Here is a 21,250-nt window from a genome sequence, read left to right as displayed (position 1 = left end):
ACATGTTTGAAAATCCCAAACTTACGAAGTTTTTAAAACTTCGTAAGTTTTTGTCGATTTGCCATTTTTCTGCCAATATCCAGGGCGTTTGTTAAATAAATAGCGATGAGGGTTAAAAAGAACAGTTATTTAGTTGCTGCATACCTTGGTTTAATGGGCTTGTTGCTTGTTGATATGGCATCAGCTCAGATCATTAAACAAAAAAAGTTTAAAACCAGCCCGGGAGTATTCGTAAGCGCCTCCGGCGCCCGATTTACCATAACCTGGCCCACGGGCCAGGGCAACAACGGCCGGCTGGTATTGAATCTGAAAAATGACGAACCATTATTCAACAGCATCGGATTAAGTAAAGACGGCGTATACCAAACCATTATCCAAAACGTCGATCCGCAGTTCATTATCTCCGAAGGCAAGCGCGACCTGGTGTCCCAAAACGGATGGAATATATTTTTTGATAAGGTTCCCCTAAAACCGCATCAATCCTATAAAGTTGACTTTCATAAAAGGGATATCAACGTAAATAGCTCGGGTTCACGAACTGTAATTACAATAACTGGGGCAGAAGCCCCCAATTTTAAGGGCGACCTGCAGATAACACTCTATAACGGGCAGCCCCTGTTCAACATAGCAGCGGTTGTATCAACACAAAAAGATTCGACGGCTATACTGTATGATGCCGGTTTAGTAGGGAAGGAGCGGCCTGTAAAAAACGTCAGCTACAGCGATGTTTACGAAAAACTGCAAACAGCAGATATCAATCAGCTTGATACCGCCCAAAATATAGCCGTAAAGTATCGTGCAATCATCGGCACAAATGATAAAGGAAGCATTGCAGTTTTCCCGGCGCCACACCAATATTTTTATCCATTGGATGAAGCTTTTAACCTCAAATTTGTGTGGTACGGCAACAACTACCGCCAAATGCTCGACGGCTTTGGCATTGGCATACGGCAGGAATTAAATGGCGATAAACGCTATGTACCCTGGTTTAATGCTCCGCCGGGGACAAAACAGCGGCTTAACTTTTTCTGCCTGTTAGGTATTAATGGCGCACCGGCATTGTTAGCCAATGTGAAGCAATTTACGCATAATGACAGCTATAAAACCTTGCCGGGTTACAAAACCATGGCCAGCCATTTTCATAATGAGTTTATTATGAGTGTGGTGCTTAAAGGCAAGCCCGTGCCCGACAGCCCCGGCTTTGTAAAAGTGTTTAAACGGCTTGGCGTAAATATGGTGCACCTGGCCGAATTTCACTATACTGCCCACCCTAAGGGTCCCGGCGAACAACGCTTACAGGAATTGAAAACTTTGTTTGAGCAATGCGCCCGCTTATCCTCATCAAATTTTTTGTTGTTGCCAGGCGAAGAGCCGAATGAGTTTTTTGGAGGCCACTGGCTGGAGTTTTTCCCAAAACCGGTTTACTGGATTATGGACAGGAAACAGGGTACGCCGTTCGAAACTACCGATGCCGAACATGGCAAGGTTTACCATATTGGTGATAAAAACGATATGCAGAGGCTGCTGCAAGCCGAAAATGGCCTGGCCTGGACTGCACATGCCCGTACCAAAGGATCAACAGGGTTTCCGGATGCATATAAAAAGGAGGATTTTTTTCTGTCGGATAGGTTTTTAGGTGCTGCCTGGAAGGCGATGCCAGCCGATTTGTCGCAACCCAGGTTGGGGAAACGGGTGCTGGATTTGATGGACGATATGAATAACTGGGGCCTGCATAAAAAAGTGCTCTCGGAAGCAGACTTGTTCAGCATCGAACCGGAAAATGAAATGTATGCCCACATGAATATCAATTACCTGAAACTGGATAAACAACCGGAATATAAACAAGGCTGGCAAACTGTTTTGGATGTGTTGCAGCAGGGGAAATTCTTTTCAACCACCGGCGAAGTATTGATTGAAGATTTTAAAATAAATGGCCGGTCGTCCGGCGAAACTGTTGCCTTGCCTGCCAATGGGCAATGCCATATCTCGTTTAAAACCAGCTGGACATTCCCGCTTAATTTTGCCGAAATCATATCTGGCGATGGTAAGCAGGTTTATCGCAAACGTGTTAACCTTGATGCAACCGAAGCATTTGACAGCAGGTTATTTACCTTAACAGAAAACCTTAAAGGCCGCAAATGGGCACGTTTAGAGATATGGGACGCTGCTGTTGACGGTGCTTTTACGCAAACCATCTGGCTTAAATAAAGTGCCTCGTTACTTTTTTTATGCTGAGACTTAAAGTTTCACCAAATCAGCTTAACTTGTAGGTCTATCAGCAAATGAACAAGCAAGTAAAGATCACAAACGGCCGTATCATCACCCCCAAGGGCATCATTAATGGCACTATACTCATCAACCAAACAAAGATAGCGGCTATATCTGAGCGCGATATCGACGCTCCTGATGCCCTGGTAATCGACGCCCATGGTAATTATGTTTCGCCGGGCTTTATTGATATCCATGTGCATGGCGGTGGGGGCCACGATTTTATGGACGGTAACGAGGAAGCTTTCCTGGAAATAGCCCGTACGCATGCCCGCTATGGCACCACAGCCATGGTACCCACAACCCTCACCGCCGAAAAGGCCGATCTGCTCAAAACGCTTGATTTGTATGCCACAGCCGATGCTAAAAATACAATGGGTGCGCAATTTTTAGGTATGCACCTGGAAGGCCCATACTTTGCCATGAACCAGCGCGGTGCGCAGGACCCACGCTATATCCGCAATCCCGACGAGGAGGAGTATAAAGAGATTATTGCTTACTCCAAGGCAATCAAACGCTGGAGCGCCGCACCGGAACTGCCCGGCGCAATTCAGTTTGCCAAATACCTGCAGGCCAACGGCATTATGCCCGCTTTGGCGCATACGGATGCTATTTACGAGGAAGTTGCCTTAGCTTTTGAAAACGGTTACAAGTTGGCAACGCATTTATATTCTGGCATGTCGGGTGTAACCAGGCGCAATGCCTACCGTTACGCCGGAGTTATTGAAGCCGCTTTTTTGATTGATGCTATGGATGTGGAGGTTATTGCCGATGGTATTCATTTGCCTGCGCCCTTGTTAAAACTGGTTTACAAAATTAAAGGGCCGGACAGGATAGCGCTCATCACCGATGCCATGCGGGCGGCGGGTATGCCCGAAGGTGATAGCGTACTGGGTAATAAGGATACCGGTTTAAAAGTTATTGTAGAAGACGGCGTTGCCAAACTACCCGACCGCAGCTCATTTGCCGGCAGTGTGGCCACCTGCGACAGGCTGGTACGTACGATGATGGCAATGGCCGATGTGCCGCTGCCCGAAACCGTAAAAATGATGACCAAAAACCCGGCAACGATTATGGGGGTAGATGATCGCAAAGGCGCTTTAGTTGAAGGTATGGATGCCGACATTGCCATATTTGATGAGCAGATAAATATTCAGGCAACAATCGTGAACGGGAAGTTGGTGTATGGTGGGTAGGTTTGAGTTGTGAGTGGCAGAATTTTTTTGCAACAGGCAGGGCACGGCGCTACGGCAGGCTTCCGCATTGCATCACACGCTAAGCGCCGGGTTTAATTTGCAACCAGCCTTACTTCCGTACACAGGTAAGTATTCGTTCCTCATATTCGTTTGTTTTCCAGCCGCCCATGAAGTAACCAAAACACAGCAGTCACAAAGGTAGCGACATAGGAAAAGGGTTAAGAATATTATAAATAAACGGCGGCGACAGCCACGGCTCCTGACTATTTTGCTGTACCGGGCTTTAAACGGTAAAGACTATACTCTTGAAAAAATAAAGCAGCAAAGCCGGGCTTTTGGTGCGGACTCAAATAGTGTTGACAAACCAGGCGGCTGCATACATCGCAAAGGCTCTGGGATGCACGTTGAACGCCTCTTTCTTTCAATCATCAGTAAGTTTACTTTTCTGGTTTATGAAATCAGCGTCTCATGGTCACCTGATCACTATTTTTCGTATCATGTTGTTTTGCCAATCCGCTACATAAATATATCCAAAAATATCTACCGCCACGTCTGTTGGCCGATTGAATGATGCAGAGGCAGCTGGCCCATTTGCGAAGCCCTCAACGCCGTTACCCGCAACAGTTGTCACGTCACCCTGTGCGGTCACCTTTCGTATTTTATTGCTACCATTATCAGCTACGTACAAATTTCCTGAAGCATCTAAGCACATGCCCCCGGGGTAATAAAACGAAGCTTTAGCACCCTTGCCATCGTTTGAACCTCGTTCAGTAGAGCCTGCAAGAGTTGTAACTACCCCGTGTGGGGTTATTTTGCGAATCTGATTAGTAATTTCCTCTGCTACATATACATTACCTTTTGTATCCACTGTCAAGCCATTCGGGCTGTCAAATGAAGCTTTAGCACCCTTGCCATTTGCTGTTCCCTGAACTCCACTCCCTGCAAAGGTACTTACCATGCCATCCGGGCTTATTTTTCGGATTTTGAAATTAAGGAAATCTGCCACATAAACATTACCTGAAACATCTAAGGCTACATCTGTTGCTCCCCAAAATGAGGCTGCAGCACCCTTTCCATCGGCGGAACCGGCCGCTCCGCTGCCGGCAAAGGTTGTCACCAGGCCTGACGGGCTGACCTTACGTATCCTGGTACCATCTGCTACGTATAAATAACCGGAAACGTCCACCGCCAGGCCAGATGGATAAGAAAATTCAGCCGTAGCGCCCTGCCCATCGGCAAACCCCGGAAAACCACTGCCCGCGAGCGTCGTCACGACGGCCGATGGGGTTATCTTACGTATTGTACAATTTATCTGATCTATCATATAAAAGTTACCGGAAGCATCTAACGCCAAACTTCTCGGCTTATTAAATGAAGCTGTCGTGCCTGTGCCATCAGCCGAGCCCTGTTGTAAACTGCCCACAAATGTGCTTACTGTTACTGTGGTCGGTTTAATATTGAACGGAGCCTGTATTCTGCTGTCGGCAAGGGGGCTTAGCGATACACTGGTAGGAGCATTAAGTTCTTTAACACAGGATGCGTTGCCCAACAGTAGAGCAAATGTTAAAATGAAAGTTGTTCGAGTTCTCATGGTGTGGTGAGTTAAATAAAAAAGATAACTTATTTAAATACAAACCTAAATGCGCACCGGAAAGATCCAAATGACGGTCGGCACCACATCTCATGATCCTCATTACTATTAGGAGTACTATGGCAGAATATTCAAACTAACCAGCGCTATTTTGATATCTCAATAATATAAAGCTATTCATAACTGGCTAACCCACATATGGCTTGATGTTTATTTGGTGAAATAGCATTTTTGTTGCTTAGGCGTGAATAGGGATGTTCATAAGCTTTTCCAATCGGGGCATAAATAACTCACATGCAATGCTGCGGCCAACACTTCCTTAATGATAAACCCCGCGTTAAGATATCTTAATGTTAATTAAATATCAAGGCATATCGCCTAGTACATCAACGAAGCTTGCTTGCCGAGAAACCGATGTTTTGTTTTTAACTTTAAGTTTAATTAGTTCATTTTGTGGCTTTTTATGGTTGTTACTTGGGCTTTAAAAGGTCGTTTTGTTGTTCTAATTCTTTTATTTTTAAATCGCCCGGTTAAGGGCTGCCGGGATATTAACAAACTGAGGACACCTAAATTATTACTAACCAAAAAACTTAAAATTGTATTTGCCCCCGATGCAATCGTTTTCAGGCTAAACAAATTTACTTTGATATACAAAATTCTCACACTGTAAACTTTAACCTAAGTACTATAAAATGATCAGGGCTAAAGACTACTTCGTAAATGACTATTTTAATAATGGGAGTACAATTGGCGAAGATTCGCATTACGGACATGCTGTTGAACGTTTTGAAAGGAAAGACCATATGGGTATTAGTGAAATTGCCCGCAAGCTAAATGTTAGCCGGCGTACACTGTACGATTGGTTTGAAACGAAAAGATTTAGCTTAGATATTACTTGCCAGATAGGTTTTGTGATAGATCACGATTTTTCAAACGATTTTCCTGATGCATTTGCCAGGCGGATCAATTCTTTAAATGCAGATAACGGTTTTGAACGCCTGCTGGGTAAAGGGCAACCGCGCGATGCCACTTATTATTGGATGGATAAGTATATTACCCTGCCCGAAAAATTTAATGAGGTATTGAGCCAGGCGGGGAGAAATTGAAGATAAATTAAAGATAAATTAAGTTTGTTATTTTAAGGCCGTTGAGCAATATGAGCAAATCCAGGGCAAAAAAAAATGAAGAGTTTCCTTTACTACGCAAAAAGGCAGAAGTGAATTTAATACAGCGGACAGGAAAATCAAACTCTAACGAATTGGAGCATGAACTAAGCGTGCATGAGATAGAGCTGCAAATGCAAAATGCGGAATTACATGAAATACAGGAAAAACTCAACACTGCTCTTTTAGAATATTCGGAACTGTTTGAACTTTCGCCGGTTGGCTATTTTATTTTGGATAAGAATGGCATTATCGAAAAAGTAAATGTGCGGGCATCTATTCAATTGGGAATTGATAAAGAGCAGCTTATTAACAAACCATTTTCTACGTTTCTCCATACAGAACGCGATCAGGACAATTTCTACCGGCACATGAACATTGCCATTGAAGAAGGGACATTGGGACGTATGGAATGTGAAATTAAAAAAAAGGATGGCGCTGTTTTTTTTGCGTTTATAAAGTCAAAGGTAATAAAGGACGAAAAACTCCGGTTCAAACATTTACTCTCTATGGTAACCGACATAACTAAACTAAAAGAACATGAACACCAGATTGAAATACAGTTGGCCAAAACTGAGGAACTTAGCATTATGAAATCCCGTTTTATTGGCATGGCTTCACATGAATTTCGGACGCCTTTGACTTCAATGTTGTCGAGTACGACGCTGATTGGACAATATGCGAAATTGGGAGAGACGGGGAAGATGGAAAGGCATTTGACACGTATCAAGTCGTCCATTAAAAACCTGGTCGGTATACTTGATGAATTTCTGTCTATTGAAAAACTGGAAAGCGAGAATGTGGAAATTCAAAGGGCAAATTTCGATCTTCCCGGGCTTTGCGAGGATATGATGGAGGAAGTGTCTGCAACAAAGAAAAAAGGCCAGCAAATTCACCACAGCCATACCGGAAACAACGAAATTAAAGAAGACCGAAAAATTATACAACATATATTGCTAAACCTGCTCTCGAATGCCTGCAAATATTCACCGGAGGAAAAGGAAATAAAGCTGCTGACCACTGTAACGGATTATGATATTACGATAACCGTGGAAGACCAGGGCATTGGCATACCGGAAGCCGAACAAGCTAACATATTTGCAAGATTTTTCAGGGCTGGTAACACAGGAAACATCCAGGGTACAGGTTTGGGACTCAATATTGTAAAAAGATATGTTGAGCTATTGGATGGAAACATCGAATTTGTCAGCAAACAGAATGAAGGAACAACCTTCAGAATTCAACTTCCATTAAAGCAAAGCTTACCTGTCTGACTGAAAAATATCAAAGAAAATAAAATGATTGCTGCGCTGGCAAACGATGATATCCAACCCGTACTTTGATTTAAGTTATAATCAGGAAAATTAAGTGATGATCTGCCGCGATAGGGATGGGCGTGGATACCGGCCCGTGTGTAAGGCCTTGAAGGCGTATGAACAGACGGCCCGGGCCGCAGGCATCGCCCAATTCGAAAGATAAATTTATTCAAGTCGTATAGCTTAATTTTGATTCGATCTTCCCAATCTGAAAAATTCAATAATTCACTAATTCAACAACTCAATAATTGAAGATTCCCTGATCACCAACGTTGAGGGTAAAACTATCTCTTTATTGTTTTCAACAGCTTTGCCGGCCAAATGGTCAAATAATAATTGTGCGGCCTTTTTGCCCATATCAAATGCGGGCTGCAAAATGGTTGTGAGCGGCGGGTTTAGGATGGGGGCCGTTATCTGGTTGGTAAAGCAAACCACTTTAACATTCCGTGGGATATTGAGCTTTAGCTCATTGCAGGCCAGGTAAGTTGATGTAGCCAGGTGTTCTACCGTTGCGATAATGCCATCCGGCTTTTGAAGTGTAAGGTGTTCTTTAATTACTTCAACATTTTCGTTGTTATATTTATTCGAACAGGTAATCATGCCCGATTCCTTTGGCTGGATGCCCCGTTCGGCCAGCGCCTTTTTATAGCCTTGTTCCCTGGCCGATAGGATGGAGGGGTAACCTTTGATGGTAACGAGCGAGATGTTTTTGCAACCGGCATCCAGCAAATGGTTTGTAGCTATGTAGGCGCTGTTCAGGTCGTCGGTAGTAATTTTTACTGAATTTAGGTCATCAAAAACCCGGTCGAAAAACACAATGGGCACGCCCGCCTGCTGCAGGGTTTTAATATGGCCGGTATCTTCGGTATTGCTGGCTACTGACATAATTACCCCATCAACCCGGCCGCTGGCCAGCTCCGTAAACATGTAGGCCTCGCGCTCATAACTGTCATGAGTAAGGTAAATCAGTGTATGGTATTTTTTTATGGCAACTATACTTTCTATCCCATTGATGGCCTGGCTAAAAAAGCTGTCGGCAATCTCTGGAATAATAATGGCAATAGTGTTGCTCGCTTTTTTACGAAGGCTGCTGGCATAGGGGTTGGGCACGTAATTGAGCTTACGCGCGGCTTCAATTACTTTTAGCTTTGTTTCGGGACCGATGTCATGGCTATCCCTAAGGGCTTTTGATACAGTGGCGATAGATACATTGAGCACTTTGGCCAGTGTCTTCATGTCTACTTTGTCGCTTTTGGGTGTATCGGCCATAATGGTTTAATGTAAATTATCTGATATAATAAGGGCGCTAATTTAGTTAAACGTTTAAGCAAATAAATAATATGATTTTGCTAAATGTATAGTAGTAATTAAGCATGTTTGGATTTTATAGCCGTGAGGGACTGGTTACCAATTGCATTTCCTTTAATAAAATTATAAACTTATGAGCAAGTTAAAAGAAACACCTTGTCGGGATGTATTAGTAGCTATTGTGGTATTAAATAGTTTACTACAGCTGTATCATTGACATTTGATAAGCGTAAACCATTGCCAGTCCATTTTATTTTATAGATTTGAGAATTGAACCGGGTATAACCTAATTCCCATTGCAAAAACAAACATGCTGAAGTACATTTCCATAGGCGATCTGATCGTATTTTTTACTTATTTCGTTTTGGTTTCCGTTTATGGTTACCTGGTTTATCGCCGTAAAAAAGCAGAGACCAATTCCAGTTCGCATAGCTTTTTCCTGGCCGAAGGGTCACTTACCTGGTGGGCTATAGGGGCATCTATCATCGCATCAAATATCTCGGCCGAGCAATTTATAGGCATGAGCGGCGATGGTTTTTTTGCAGGCATTGCCGTAGCCGTTTACGAATGGCTGGGCGCAGCCACGCTGATTATTGTAGCGGTATTTTTTATGCCGGTATATATCAAAAATAAAATTTACACCATGCCGCAATTCCTGAAAGACAGGTATAACAGCGGAGTGGCGCTGGTGATGTCGATATTCTGGCTGGCGCTGTACATATTTATTAACCTTACTGCCATTTTATACCTTGGTGCACTGGCCATTAACGGTTTGCTTGGCGGCGGGTATTTGCACGAAATTATGATTGGTCTGGCCATATTTGGAGTAATCATCGCACTTGGTGGCATGCAGGTAGTTGGTTATACCGATGTGGTGCAGGTTGCGGTGCTCATTATTGGTGGGCTTGCCATTACGTATTTATCGCTAACTATTGTGAGTGATAAATTTGGTTTCGGCCAAAACGCGCTTGCCGGTTTAAAACTCATCCTAAAAGACTCGCCCGATCACTTCCACCTCATCTTTAAAAAGCCTGCTCATGGAGCATCTGTTGAAACGATAAGTAAATACTTGATTCTGCCAGGCTTTGCCATGTACGCTGGTGGCCAGTGGATAAGCAACCTAAACTATTGGGGCTGTAACCAGTATATAACGCAGCGTGCACTGGGTGCCAATTTGCATACTGCCCGTACGGGTATCCTGTTTGCCAGCTTGCTTAAAATCCTGATGCCGGTTATTGTAATGCTGCCAGGTATTGTAGCCTTTGTATTATACAAACACGGCGATTTGCCAATGCTTGTTGGTGGCAAAAAAGACGGCGCTTACTCGGCCATATTATCCTTTTTGCCTTCGGGTTTAAAAGGTTTATCACTTGCCGTTTTAACTGCGGCAATTGTGGCATCAATAGCGGGCAAAGTAAACAGTATATCTACCATTTTTACGCTGGACGTTTATAAAAACTATATGAGCACCAAAGCTACCGAGCGTAATATGGTTTGGGTAGGCAGGATAGCGATTGTGTGCAGCCTTGTAATTGCCGTAGCCTTTACCTGGAACGATATGTTGGGCATCAGTGGCGAAGGCGGTTATACCTTTGTTCAAAAATACAGTAGCTTCGTGAGCCCGGGCGTGTTAGCTACATTCCTGTTGGGTATGTTTTGGAAACGCACCACCGGCGAGGCTGCCATAATAGGCATCCTGACTGGCTTTGCAGCTTCGGTATTTTTCAACCAGTTTGCGGTTAAGGTATTCGGGCCCGAAACCTGGTTGTACTCGGCGTTTATAAACCCAGCCGGTGTTTACGAAATTCCTTTTTTCATCTGCCTTGGCTGGTCCTTCCTGGCAACTTTTGGGGTGATGGTTTTGGTAAGCTTATTTGGGCCTGCGGTTAATGCAAAATCTATCGAGGTTGATAAAGGCATGTTTAAATTGAAGTCGTCATCGATAGTGCTTATTGCGGTGATATTGCTGTTTCTATCGGCCATTTACGTGCGGTTCTGGTAGTTATAAAAATATGACACAACCGTATGCCACGGGTTGTTGAACAATCATATTCCCGTTTTTATAAAAATGTATAAACAACAAAGCCCGGTACTTTAATAGCATCGGGCTTTGTTGTTTATAATCAATGCTTTATTTACACCGCGTCTGATAGCGAAGTAAAAGTAAAATCACGGATCCTCATAGGAGGGATCAGCGCGTTTTGGCCCGATTCGCCGCTTACCGTACGTTCGGATTTACCCAAAGCATCCAGGTTATTAAGCATAATAACCGGGCTTTCGTTAAACCTTAAGTTCTTGATCGGGAATTTGATTTGTCCATTCTCGATATAAAATGTACCGTCACGGGTAAGGCCGGTAAACAATAACGTTTGCGGATCAACCGGGCGAATATACCACAGGCGGGTAACCAAAATTCCTTTTTCAGTTCCTTTTATCAATTCTTCTAAAGTGGCGTTGCCTCCCTCCATAATTATGCCATCGGGATTTGGAATCGGTTTCACGCCTTGTTTTTGAGCCCAGTAACGCGAGTATGTGAAGTTTTTAACTACTCCTTTTTCAATCCAGCTTCTTTTCACCTGCGGTTGGCCATCGCCGGCCCAACTGCCGGTTGGTAAATCAGGGTGCGATGGGTCGGAGTAAATGTTTACCCTTTCATCAACCATTTTTTCGCCAAGTTTGGTTTTACCGCCGGGTTTGCTTAAAAAGCTGCGGCCTTCATCGGCGCTGCGTGCATCAAGGCCGCCATACAATTGTTCAAGTAATACAATACCGGCTGCAGGCTCTAAAATAACCGTGTATTTTCCCGGTTCAATAGCTTTGGCGCCTTTGGAGCCGGTTGCTTTTTGAGCAGCTATTTTGGTAAATGCCAGTGTATCCAGTTTACTCACATCGTTATAACCCTTGGTAGAGTAACCAGAGCCTGTACCGTCCTCCGAACGTAAGGTTACCGAGAAATTGACATCGGTTGATGTATTGTAGGCAAACAAGCCATGCGAGTTCATCATCGAGCTAAAGCCCGCGCTGTTTTGCAAAAAGCCTGCTGCTATTAATTTATTTTCTTTTGCTGTATCCAGGCTTTTGCCCACCATATCTGTCCGTAATGCAGGGGTGATAGCTGCTGTTTCGGGGACAAAGGTTTTTGAGCGTGGTGCGTAAGTTTGCGGGCCTAAAAAGGATACAAACTCCGGGTTTTCGGGTGCCAGTTGTGCCAGTTCTTCGGATAAGCGAACGGCTTTTTCAACCGAGGCATCATCATATTCGTTGGTGGTTACCACACCCAGTTTTTTGCCAAATGCTGATGAAATAACCATACTGGTTTGGCTTAACGAACCACTGGTTGATACCGTATTACGGGCGTACCTGATATTGCCCGAGTCTGATCCGCCAAAGTTGATTTCGCATTCATCGGCTTTTGAATAGCCCAGCGCCTTTTTTAATATCGCGCGGCATTCATCTTCTGTTAAAATTGCCATATATTAAATTTTTCTTGCTGTATTAATTACGTTAACTCCTTTAAATAATGCTGTTGATGATCCGTGCGATACGGCGCTGGCCTGCATAGGCTGGCCTTTACCATCAAAGAATGATCCGCCTAAACGGTAATCATTGGCATCGCAAACCGCGGCGCACGAGTTCCAAAACTCCTGCGTGTTTGACTGGTAAGCCACATCATTCAGCATACCTACAATTTTGCCATTTTTGATCTCATAATACAGCTGGCCGCTAAATTGGAAGTTATACCGTTGCTGATCTATCGAGAACGAACTATCGCCAATGATGTAAATGCCTTTTTCTACGTTTTTGATCATATCATTTACGCCCATAGGCACCTTACCGGGTTGTAAGGATATGTTAGCCATACGCTGGAATTGCACATCCTGCCAGCTTTGCGAATAACAGCAGCCCTGCGATTCTTTTAAGCCAATGATATGGGCCTGATCGCGTATAGCCTGGTAGTTAACCAAAATACCATCTTTAATAATATCCCATTTTTTGGCCTCAACACCCTCATCATCATAACCAACGGCACCAAGTGAACCAACCTGGGTTTTATCGGCTACAATGTTTACATTTTTGCTACCGAAATTGAATTTTTTTGATTCCCATTTATCCAGGGTAAGGAAACTGGTACCGGCAAAGTTGGCTTCGTAACCTAATACGCGGTCAAGTTCGGTAGGGTGGCCAACAGATTCGTGGATGGTTAACCAAAGGTGGCTTGGATCTAAAACCAAATCATATTTGCCTGCCTCAACAGATTTTGCTTTCAATTTTTGATCGGCCTGGGTAGCTGCCGCGCGGGCATCTTCCAGCATATCATACCTGTCTTTATAAAGGGTTGTTACGCCTTTTATCTTGTCGCTTTCGCGCGGGGTCATGTATTCATAGCCCATTCCGCGTGGTGCGCTTAACGACTGGCGCGTTTCAAATTTGCCGGTTTTGGAATCTATTTTAGTAACCGCGAATAAAGGCCAGATGCGGTGGATATCCTGGTCGATATATGAACCGTCGGTTGATGCAAAGTATTTTTGCTCATTTACTAAAAACAGGATGGAGTTTACGTAATTGGCACCGCCTTTCATGGCTGCATCGTTTACGGATAGTAGCAAATCTGTTTTTTCTTTCATCGGCACTTCAAACGCGTTGCGTTCAATCGGCGTTTTCCAGCTTACTTCGCCATGGCCCTTTTGAGGCACCAGCTGTACCGGGTCGGTTTGGATGCGGGCGTTTTCTTTGGCGATAGCAACGGCAAGCTCGGCTGCTTTGGCAATGCTATCGTTATCCAGTTTATCTGTAGCGGCAAAACCCCAGCAACCGTTGGCAATAACGCGGATACCCATACCGTACGATTGGGTATCAACTATATTTTCAACCTTGTTTTCGCGGGTTACCACAAACTGGTTAAGGTAGCGGCCTATACGCACATCGGTATAAGTGGCACCTTTTGACCGGGCAGCATTTAAAACCACATCGGCCATTCGTTTTTTAAGGGCCACATCTACCGGGCTCATATCATGGCCGGGCAAAACGGGCGAACCGAAAACGGGGATCCTGCTAAGCATGGATGCACTAATGCCCATTCCGGTTAGGTAAAGGAAATCTTTTCTTTTCAAGGTCAGTCAGTTTTAAGTCCTAAATATAATGAGCGAAGTTTGAATATTTATGTGTTTGAAGTTAGATCGCGTGATTTGTTACGGATTATCTTAAGATTTCCTTATTACATAGGCTTTGGCGACCTGGTCATGCCATCCTTGCTTCATTGGGTTCCAAAAAACCGTTAAAAAACCTGCGCCGCAAAGGAAGCTGGATAACAATTTGCTAAAATTGCGTGATAGGGCTTTTCCAAAGCTTATCCTTTCACCGCTTTCATCAACAACAATTAGTTTGCAAATCAATTTGCCTATTCCGCCTTGCATGCTTGTTGCCTCAAAAATGGAATTATAGGCAACAAGGCCCAGGAAAAATATAACCCGGAATAAAAGATCGGAGTCCGGAGAATCTAAATTTATTGAATTGTGCGTAAATATCCCAGCAACATTTATCAGCGCGAAAAATATGATCAGTATCAATATTACGATAACATAATCAATAACAAAAGCCAACAGGCGCCACCAAAAACTGGCAACATTGTACCGGTTAGGTGGATTTATTCCCTTTGAAACGAAATATTCCTGAAATTCTGGTAAATCTGCCGCGTGTTGTAAGCCCTCGGCGAGGGGCGATAATAGGAAATCGTCGGCTTTAATATTCATATCCATTAACTGGGTATGTGTATACGGGCCTTCATTTTGTCCCTGCCTTAAAATGTAGTATTCATTAATCATTGATCAATCTGTTTAGGTTTTGGAAATTAATTAAAATCCAGGTAACAAACAAATTATCGGGGTTAATAATTTAGCGCGTACATAATAATATTTACCCCAAACTTGGTATTATCCTCGGCAAGGAAGCGCTTATTCCTATAATCATAGTCCCATTCACAACCATAATCCTTGCTGCTATATAATACGGCTATACGCCCGTTAATTTCGATGGCTTTTAGGTAATCGTGCACCAAATCATCTCCCCAGCCATTTAATTCAAAGCTGGTGGTAGGGGGGCCTTTATCGAAAGAAAAAAAAGAATGGTATATTTTATGATTGTTGGGGATCTTCTTTAACGCGGTTGGGCCAAATAAAGCAGCCATTTGCGCTTCGAATGATTTGGCAAAAAGTCCGTCGATGTCATGGTTGCAGTCATCCACAAAAATAAAACCACCGTTTTCTGCATACTTTTTAAAATTCGCCCGTTCTTTGGTGTCAAACTGCACAAGCTTGTGGCCGCTCAGGTAGCAAAATGGATATAAGAAAATATCGTCGCTGCTCAGGGGGATCACTTTTTCCTGCTGATCGATGGGGATGGTGGTATACTCCAGCAGGGAATTAAGCAGGTTTGATGGCATGCGCTGATCGGTATCCCAATCGCCGGAGTGATAACTTAACCTGGTAAACGTAAATTTTCCGCTGAATGCCATCGTGTTTTAAAACCTTAAAAGTAGTACAATATTTTATGCTGATGCTACATTTGTTTGCATTGCTTGTAAAGTTTTGGATACTTTATTTAATTTTTAATAAAAAATACTGGTTATTAATCAAAAGGGTGATATATTGGGGGAGTACATTAAAAACGTATTAAGTTGGAACTGACCGAAAATAATATAAAAGCACTGCTTGCCAAATTGCCTGCTTTAAAAGGCGAAATTCAAAAGGTAATAGTAGGGCAGGATGCCATATTGGACGAATTGCTGGTAGCATTTTTAGCCGGAGGCCATTGCCTGTTGGAAGGCGTGCCCGGCCTGGCCAAAACACTCATCGTAAAAACTATGTCGCAGGCGCTACACCTGGCCTTCAGGCGCATCCAGTTTACTCCCGATTTGATGCCTACGGATATTATAGGCACCGAGATACTGGAGGAAGACCATGCTACAGGCAAACGTTTTTTTAAATTTAATAAAGGTCCGTTGTTTGCCAACATTATCCTGGCCGATGAAATTAACCGAACGCCACCCAAAACGCAATCGGCATTGCTGGAAGCGATGCAGGAGTTTGAGGTGACGTATGGTGGACAAACGTATCCTTTAGATAAACCATTTTTTATCCTTGCTACCCAAAATCCTATTGAACAGGCCGGCACTTACCCATTGCCTGAAGCCCAGTTAGATCGCTTTTTATTGCTGATAAAAATCGGATACCCAACGGAGCAGGAAGAGTTTGAAGTACTGAACCGTACCACCGGTACCAAAAAAGCCGATGTTAAGGCAGTAATAACCGCCGAAGAGATCATTCAGGCCCAGGCCCTGGTAAGGCAGGTTACGATAAGCGAAGACCTGGTAAAATATGTGAGCAAGGTAATCCGCTCAACCCGCCCCGATACCACCACTGTAAGCTATGTAAAAGAATGGGTGCGCTGGGGTGCAGGCCCGCGGGCAGGGCAGGCTTTAATTTTAACTGCCAAAGCACGCGCTTTATTAAAAGGACGTTACTCCGTTTTAATGGAAGATATCCACGCTATGGCCCCGGCTGTGTTACGGCATAGGATATTGATGAATTTTAAGGCCGAGGCAGAGGGTATTACATCAGATAAAGTGACGGCGGAGTTAGTGAGGGTGGTAGAGAGAAGTAAAGCCATTGTCTGAACCGGGATTAAACAGATTTATCAGATTTTTTGGATTTTGATTTGCTTCAACACTTAAATTCTGTTATTCCTGTCAATCCATTAATCTGCTTAATCCGAGTTCAGAAAAAAATAAATCCGATATCGAACATCCCAAATCCGAAATCAAAATGCTTGATCCAAAAGTATTAATGACCATTAAGGATTTGCCATTGCTGGCGAAAACGGTTATTGATGGCTTTATGAATGGGTTTAACAAAAGCAAGGTGAAGGGACCCGGGCTTGAGTTTAGCCAGTACCGCAGCTATCAGCCCGGCGATGACCTGCGCTGGCTGGACTGGCATATGTTTGCCAGGAGCGACCGGTACTATATCCGCGAATCGGAGGTGGAAACCAGCATTTCGGTAAAGTTTTTGGTTGATGCCAGCGCTTCTATGGATCATGACGATAACGGAATTAAAAAGATAGACTATGCCCGCTTCCTGGTGGCATCGCTGGCCTGGCTATCCAATTTGCAGGGCGATTCCGTAGGGTTGTATGTTTTCCAGGATGGAGGTTTGTTTTCGTTAGCATCCAAACCCGATCCGCAGCATTTGCAGCGGTTGTTTTATCACCTGCAGCAAGTTAAACCCAACGGCAGGTTTACGCAGCCTGTGCATTACAGGGAGCTGTTTGCCGGCGACGGACGTAAGGAGCTGCTGGTATTTGTTACCGATATGTACCAGGCTGATGGCGAGATAAATAAACTACTCGATTCACTAACAGCTTTAAAGCATGAAGTGGTGGTATTCCACCTAATGGGTAAAAACGAGCTTGATTTTGACTTTGGCGGATATGCTTCATTAGAAGACCTGGAAACCGGGGAGACCATCGAAATAAATACCCAACAGGCAGCCGAGTACCAGCAAAAGCTAAAAAGCCATTTAGAGGCTATCAGGATGCAATTACTGGGCAAGCATATCTACTACAGGATGCTCAGCACTGCCCAGCCGCTGGATGAAGCCTTACGCGATTTTTTAACACAACGGAATAAAAGCAAATTTTAACAAACTGTTTACTTTATTCATTCTTAAATCAATAATTCAATAACTCATTAATTCAATAATTAACAAAAGGTGCAGTTTTTAAACCCCATATGGTTGTTTGCCATTGCCGCGATAAGTATCCCGGTAGTTATACACCTATGGAATATCAGGCCGGGCAAAACCCTAAAGGTTGGCAGCATCGCCCTGATAACCGCGGCAGCGCAAAAAAGCAGCCGGAGTTTTAAGCTGAACGACGTGTTGCTATTTATTTTACGGTGCCTGTTTTTATCGACGCTTGCTTTTTTATTGGCGGCTCCCTTTTGGCAGCGCAGCCAGGCCACAGCCAAAACAAAAGGGTGGGTGCTTATCCCTAAAGCCAACCTGAAAGAGACCTACAAAAATTTAAAATTTACTGTAGATTCTCTGTCTAAAGCTGGTTACGAGTTTCATTTTTTTGATGAAAATTTTAAGAAGTTTGAACTAAATAAAACACTGAATGATAGTTTATTAAAAGATAAACCTGATGTAAAAAATTACTGGAGCCTGGTGGCAAAATTAAACGAAAAGCTACCGCCAGCTCTCTCGGTTTATTTACTCACACCAAACCAGGCAAAGTACTTTAACGGCAGCAAACCATCTGTATCGCTCAACCTGCATTGGTTAACATATACCCCCGCTGACTCTGTAAGCACCTGGATTGAAAGTGCATGGTTTACCACTAATAATTCAATTAAAGTCATTGAAGGCAATTGCCGGCCATCGGGTACTTATTTTACCAGCTATATTATTCAATCCGAAGGCGATCCAAAATCGCCATTTGTGGTAGATGTTAACCATGGTAGCCCGGTTGTCAGTTTGAAAACGGCCCCCGAAAAACACACGCCGATTGATACGGGTGCTTTACGGGTGGCTATCTATAGCGATAAATACAGTGTTGATGAAAAGTATTTAGTTGCTGACTTACAGACAATTATCGATTTTACCCAACGTAAGGTTGTTGTCAAAAAATATGCTGATGCGGCGCAAATACCGATAAAACAGGACTGGTTATTTTGGCTGTCCGACAAACCGGTTGATGCCAGTGCGCTGGTTAAATCTGCACATATATTTAACTACCAGCAGGGGAAGATCGAATTGGAATCATCGTCAATAAAAACCAGCAGCGCTTTTGCTTTGGCCGACAAGGAAGACCCGGCAGCAATTTATAAACTGGTTAAAAATAAAGTTTCGGGCAGTAAATCTATTTGGGTTGATGGCTATGGCAACCCTGTTTTAACGCAGGAGCACGGCCCGCAAACTATACAGTACCACTTTTATTCCCGTTTCAATCCAGCCTGGAATGACCTGGTTTGGAGTAATAACTTCCCGAAGTTATTATTGAAACTGGTTTTGTATAATCCTGATTATGAAGTATTAAACAGTCATGATTTAACTAGAATTGACCACCGGCAAATGATGCCAAATATAATTTGGTCGGCAAAAAACATAGATAATAGTAAAATAATTGTGCAAACAGATCTGTCGCGCTATTTCTGGCTGATGCTGATTACCGTGTTCATTGTCGAAAGATGGGTTGCCCATAAAAATAAGCCTGTATTAAAATGATTGAACACACCGGTATACATAAAATAAACACTATACGGAGGTGGTATATCAGTTATCAGCTGCTTGCAGATGTACTTTTTGCTGCTGCAATATCGCTGCTTTCCATTGCTTTTCTAAGGTATTTATTTAAAGTGCCGGGGCTTTGGGCGTTACCCTTATTTGTATTATGCCTGGTAATTTTTCTGTTCATTCATCGGGCCTGGAACACCAGCGACGTTTTAATAGCTAATTTCCTTGATCAACAATATCCCGAACTGGAAGAAAGCAGCGGCTTGGTATTAAAACCTGCATCAGAATTAAACCTGCTGGAAACATTGCAGTTACAAAAGGTTGAAACTCAGTTGCAGGCTGTTCCGCAGTGGCACAGTTCGTTTTTAAAGCGGGCTAAACTTGCGCTATTGTTGCTGTTGTTTGCATTCGGATTCACATGGGTACTAAACAAGCCGTCGGCAACAAATCAATCTTTAACAGGAAAAGCCTTATCAACTGAAAATAATGCCCTTGCAGAAAAGGTATTGCCTCAAATATCCTCGATTGACGTTATAGTACATCCGCCAGCTTACACGGGTAAACAGCCACGTAGCCAGGATAAGTTTACTTTAAATGTAGAGGATGGCGCGACCGTGAGCTGGAAAATCGCCACCAATATCGCGGTTAAACAGGTGGCACTGCTGTTTAATGATAAGGAAACTATTAACCTTAAAAATATAAACCCCGATAAAAATGCCTGGCAAATTCAAAAACTGATTAACAAGCCTGGTTTTTATCAGGTTAACGTTGATGGCAAGCTTTCGGACTTATACCAGGTACAGGTAATAACAGACCAGCCGTCGGTTATCCATATCAAATCGCCTAAGCAGTACACCTATATTGATGCGGGCGAAGCGCAAAAGGTAAATATTGATGCAACCGTTAATGATGATTATGGTGTAGCAAACGCGCTTATTTTGGCGACAGTAGCTAAGGGAAGCGGCGAGGCAGTAAAATTCAAAGAGTATAAAATCGATTTTTCTACCTCGTTCAGTTCGCACTTGCCACAGTATAGCCTGCAAAAATTAATTAGTTTGCCGGCCTTAAACATGGAGCCTGGCGATGAACTTTACTTTTACATACAGGCTACCGATACCCACCAGCAGCAAAGCCGCACGGATGTTTATACAGTATCTATACAGGATACTGCCCAATTATTAAGCATGGATGGTATGCTGAGCGGGGTAAACCAGAAGCCGGAATTTTTCCGTAGTGAACGGCAGATTATCCTTGATACCGAAAAGTTGTTGAAGGATAAAGACAGCATCACAACGGTGAAGTTTAATGACCGGAGTAATGACCTGGGTGTTGATCAAAAGCTGCTTCGCCTGCGCTATGGTAAGTTTTTGGGCGAAGAGTCAGAGTCTGACATTAATCCTGCAGATGTGAAAGATGATCCGGTTGGGGATATCAAAAATTACGGTAACGCGGCGGTAATATTGGATAAATACACCGATAAACATGATAATGCCGAGGATGCCCAGTTTTTTGATCCTGAACTAAAAAAGCAACTCAAAGCTACGCTTACAGAAATGTGGAAAGCCGAATTGCAATTAAGGCTTTACAAGCCACAAGATGCATTACCATTTGAGTATAAAGCACTGCGATTGTTAAAAGATTTGCAGCAAAAATCAAGGATGTATGTAGCTAAAACGTCGTATAATCCACCGGCGTTAAAATTAGAGAAACGGCTAAGTGGCGATCTGTCGAAGATCAATCAACCCATCAATAAATCGGATGTTAAACCCGGTACCGATCAATATGAAAATTTAAAAAAGGCGGTGCAGGTTTTAGCGCAGCTTAAGGTAGCGCCAAAAATGAGCGGTGCAGATGAACATATACTTGCTTTAGCCAGCCAGCAACTCAGTTCAAAGGCCTCGGCTCAGCCGGGTGCTTACTTGCCGGCCTTGAGTGCCATGCGCCGGATATTATCGAAACCAGGTAAAATTACGCCAGGCGATATCTCGTTGGTAGAAAGGGCTATTCAAAAAACGCTTATTCCAGCTGATAAATTGCCGGTTGCAGCAGAAAACCCTGCCGACCTGGGTTTATCGCAACAGTATTATAAAAACCTTAACCGCTTAAACCGCTAAATACA

The 21,250-nt window shown here is 43.4% G+C and carries 15 protein-coding genes; 9 read left to right on the top strand and 6 right to left on the bottom strand.

The genetic code is table 11. The features are described 5' to 3' along the window. The first annotated feature begins 105 nt into the window (after window positions 1-105). Window positions 106-2,208: a hypothetical protein gene (locus tag ACFGVS_RS05440; protein ID WP_439697788.1), complete on the top strand. Its 2,103-nt coding sequence runs from the start codon at window positions 106-108 to the stop codon at window positions 2,206-2,208. A gap of 74 nt (window positions 2,209-2,282) precedes the next feature. Then, the gene (gene nagA, locus ACFGVS_RS05435) at window positions 2,283-3,464 is read left to right on the top strand and encodes an N-acetylglucosamine-6-phosphate deacetylase (protein WP_439697787.1); all 1,182 of its coding nucleotides are present in this window, start codon (window positions 2,283-2,285) and stop codon (window positions 3,462-3,464) included. A 472-nt stretch (window positions 3,465-3,936) separates the two neighbouring features. On the opposite strand, the gene ACFGVS_RS05430 is transcribed toward nagA, so the two are convergent. Continuing rightward, window positions 3,937-5,055 carry an NHL repeat-containing protein gene (locus tag ACFGVS_RS05430; protein ID WP_439697786.1) on the bottom strand — a complete coding sequence of 373 codons (1,119 nt, stop codon included), beginning with the start codon at window positions 5,053-5,055 and terminating at the stop codon, window positions 3,937-3,939. Between the two features lie 692 nt (window positions 5,056-5,747). Here ACFGVS_RS05430 and ACFGVS_RS05425 point away from each other — a divergent pair. Further along, the gene (locus ACFGVS_RS05425) at window positions 5,748-6,161 is read left to right on the top strand and encodes a helix-turn-helix domain-containing protein (RefSeq protein ID WP_439697785.1); all 414 of its coding nucleotides are present in this window, start codon (window positions 5,748-5,750) and stop codon (window positions 6,159-6,161) included. A gap of 50 nt (window positions 6,162-6,211) precedes the next feature. Continuing rightward, window positions 6,212-7,492: a PAS domain-containing sensor histidine kinase gene (locus ACFGVS_RS05420; protein ID WP_439697784.1), complete on the top strand. Its 1,281-nt coding sequence runs from the start codon at window positions 6,212-6,214 to the stop codon at window positions 7,490-7,492. Window positions 7,493-7,762: 270 nt separating this feature from the next. Here ACFGVS_RS05420 and ACFGVS_RS05415 read toward each other — a convergent pair whose 3' ends face one another. Further along, entirely contained in the window at window positions 7,763-8,803 is a 1,041-nt protein-coding gene (locus ACFGVS_RS05415) for a LacI family DNA-binding transcriptional regulator (protein ID WP_439697783.1), read from the bottom strand. A 349-nt stretch (window positions 8,804-9,152) separates the two neighbouring features. On the opposite strand from ACFGVS_RS05415, the gene ACFGVS_RS05410 reads away from it, so the two are divergent. Beyond that, a complete protein-coding gene (locus tag ACFGVS_RS05410; protein ID WP_439697782.1) occupies window positions 9,153-10,844 on the top strand; it encodes a sodium:solute symporter family transporter in 1,692 nt (563 codons plus the stop codon). A 133-nt stretch (window positions 10,845-10,977) separates the two neighbouring features. Here ACFGVS_RS05410 and ACFGVS_RS05405 read toward each other — a convergent pair whose 3' ends face one another. The 4 genes from ACFGVS_RS05405 to ACFGVS_RS05390 all read right to left on the bottom strand — a co-directional run bounded on the left by ACFGVS_RS05405 (window position 10,978) and on the right by ACFGVS_RS05390 (window position 15,353). Beyond that, complete coding sequence (locus ACFGVS_RS05405; protein WP_439697781.1) at window positions 10,978-12,315, bottom strand: TldD/PmbA family protein; 1,338 nt, start codon at window positions 12,313-12,315, stop codon at window positions 10,978-10,980. A gap of 3 nt (window positions 12,316-12,318) precedes the next feature. Then, on the bottom strand, window positions 12,319-13,953 hold the full coding sequence (locus ACFGVS_RS05400) for a TldD/PmbA family protein (protein WP_147060099.1): 1,635 nt from the start codon (window positions 13,951-13,953) through the stop codon (window positions 12,319-12,321). A 90-nt stretch (window positions 13,954-14,043) separates the two neighbouring features. Continuing rightward, window positions 14,044-14,664 carry an RDD family protein gene (locus ACFGVS_RS05395; RefSeq protein ID WP_090650962.1) on the bottom strand — a complete coding sequence of 207 codons (621 nt, stop codon included), beginning with the start codon at window positions 14,662-14,664 and terminating at the stop codon, window positions 14,044-14,046. 62 nt (window positions 14,665-14,726) lie between these two features. After that, window positions 14,727-15,353, bottom strand: a complete 627-nt coding sequence (locus ACFGVS_RS05390; RefSeq protein ID WP_147060103.1) for a DUF4159 domain-containing protein — start codon at window positions 15,351-15,353, stop codon at window positions 14,727-14,729. A gap of 162 nt (window positions 15,354-15,515) precedes the next feature. Between ACFGVS_RS05390 and ACFGVS_RS05385 the strand changes: the two genes are divergently transcribed. From ACFGVS_RS05385 to ACFGVS_RS05370, 4 genes are all read left to right on the top strand, one after another. Next, a complete protein-coding gene (locus ACFGVS_RS05385; RefSeq protein ID WP_274213155.1) occupies window positions 15,516-16,514 on the top strand; it encodes an AAA family ATPase in 999 nt (332 codons plus the stop codon). Between the two features lie 148 nt (window positions 16,515-16,662). Beyond that, entirely contained in the window at window positions 16,663-17,538 is an 876-nt protein-coding gene (locus ACFGVS_RS05380) for a DUF58 domain-containing protein (RefSeq protein WP_439697780.1), read from the top strand. A gap of 69 nt (window positions 17,539-17,607) precedes the next feature. Further along, window positions 17,608-19,122 carry a BatA domain-containing protein gene (locus ACFGVS_RS05375; RefSeq protein ID WP_439697779.1) on the top strand — a complete coding sequence of 505 codons (1,515 nt, stop codon included), beginning with the start codon at window positions 17,608-17,610 and terminating at the stop codon, window positions 19,120-19,122. Further along, a complete protein-coding gene (locus ACFGVS_RS05370) occupies window positions 19,119-21,245 on the top strand; it encodes a DUF4175 family protein (RefSeq protein WP_439697778.1) in 2,127 nt (708 codons plus the stop codon). Before ACFGVS_RS05375 ends, ACFGVS_RS05370 begins: the two co-directional genes overlap by 4 nt. Window positions 21,246-21,250 lie beyond the last annotated feature (5 nt).

Source organism: Mucilaginibacter sediminis, assembly GCF_051903035.1.
In the GTDB taxonomy this organism is placed as follows: domain Bacteria; phylum Bacteroidota; class Bacteroidia; order Sphingobacteriales; family Sphingobacteriaceae; genus Mucilaginibacter.
This window is presented reverse-complemented; position numbering and strand designations above follow the sequence as displayed.

Coding starts and splice junctions, on each gene's coding strand:
- ACFGVS_RS05440 (WP_439697788.1), top strand. CDS start 106: ATGAGGGTTAAAAAGAACAGTTATTTAGTTGCTGCATACCTTGGTTTA.
- nagA (WP_439697787.1), top strand. CDS start 2,283: ATGAACAAGCAAGTAAAGATCACAAACGGCCGTATCATCACCCCCAAG.
- ACFGVS_RS05430 (WP_439697786.1), bottom strand. CDS start 5,055: ATGAGAACTCGAACAACTTTCATTTTAACATTTGCTCTACTGTTGGGC.
- ACFGVS_RS05425 (WP_439697785.1), top strand. CDS start 5,748: ATGATCAGGGCTAAAGACTACTTCGTAAATGACTATTTTAATAATGGG.
- ACFGVS_RS05420 (WP_439697784.1), top strand. CDS start 6,212: ATGAGCAAATCCAGGGCAAAAAAAAATGAAGAGTTTCCTTTACTACGC.
- ACFGVS_RS05415 (WP_439697783.1), bottom strand. CDS start 8,803: ATGGCCGATACACCCAAAAGCGACAAAGTAGACATGAAGACACTGGCC.
- ACFGVS_RS05410 (WP_439697782.1), top strand. CDS start 9,153: ATGCTGAAGTACATTTCCATAGGCGATCTGATCGTATTTTTTACTTAT.
- ACFGVS_RS05405 (WP_439697781.1), bottom strand. CDS start 12,315: ATGGCAATTTTAACAGAAGATGAATGCCGCGCGATATTAAAAAAGGCG.
- ACFGVS_RS05395 (WP_090650962.1), bottom strand. CDS start 14,664: ATGATTAATGAATACTACATTTTAAGGCAGGGACAAAATGAAGGCCCG.
- ACFGVS_RS05390 (WP_147060103.1), bottom strand. CDS start 15,353: ATGGCATTCAGCGGAAAATTTACGTTTACCAGGTTAAGTTATCACTCC.
- ACFGVS_RS05380 (WP_439697780.1), top strand. CDS start 16,663: ATGCTTGATCCAAAAGTATTAATGACCATTAAGGATTTGCCATTGCTG.
- ACFGVS_RS05370 (WP_439697778.1), top strand. CDS start 19,119: ATGATTGAACACACCGGTATACATAAAATAAACACTATACGGAGGTGG.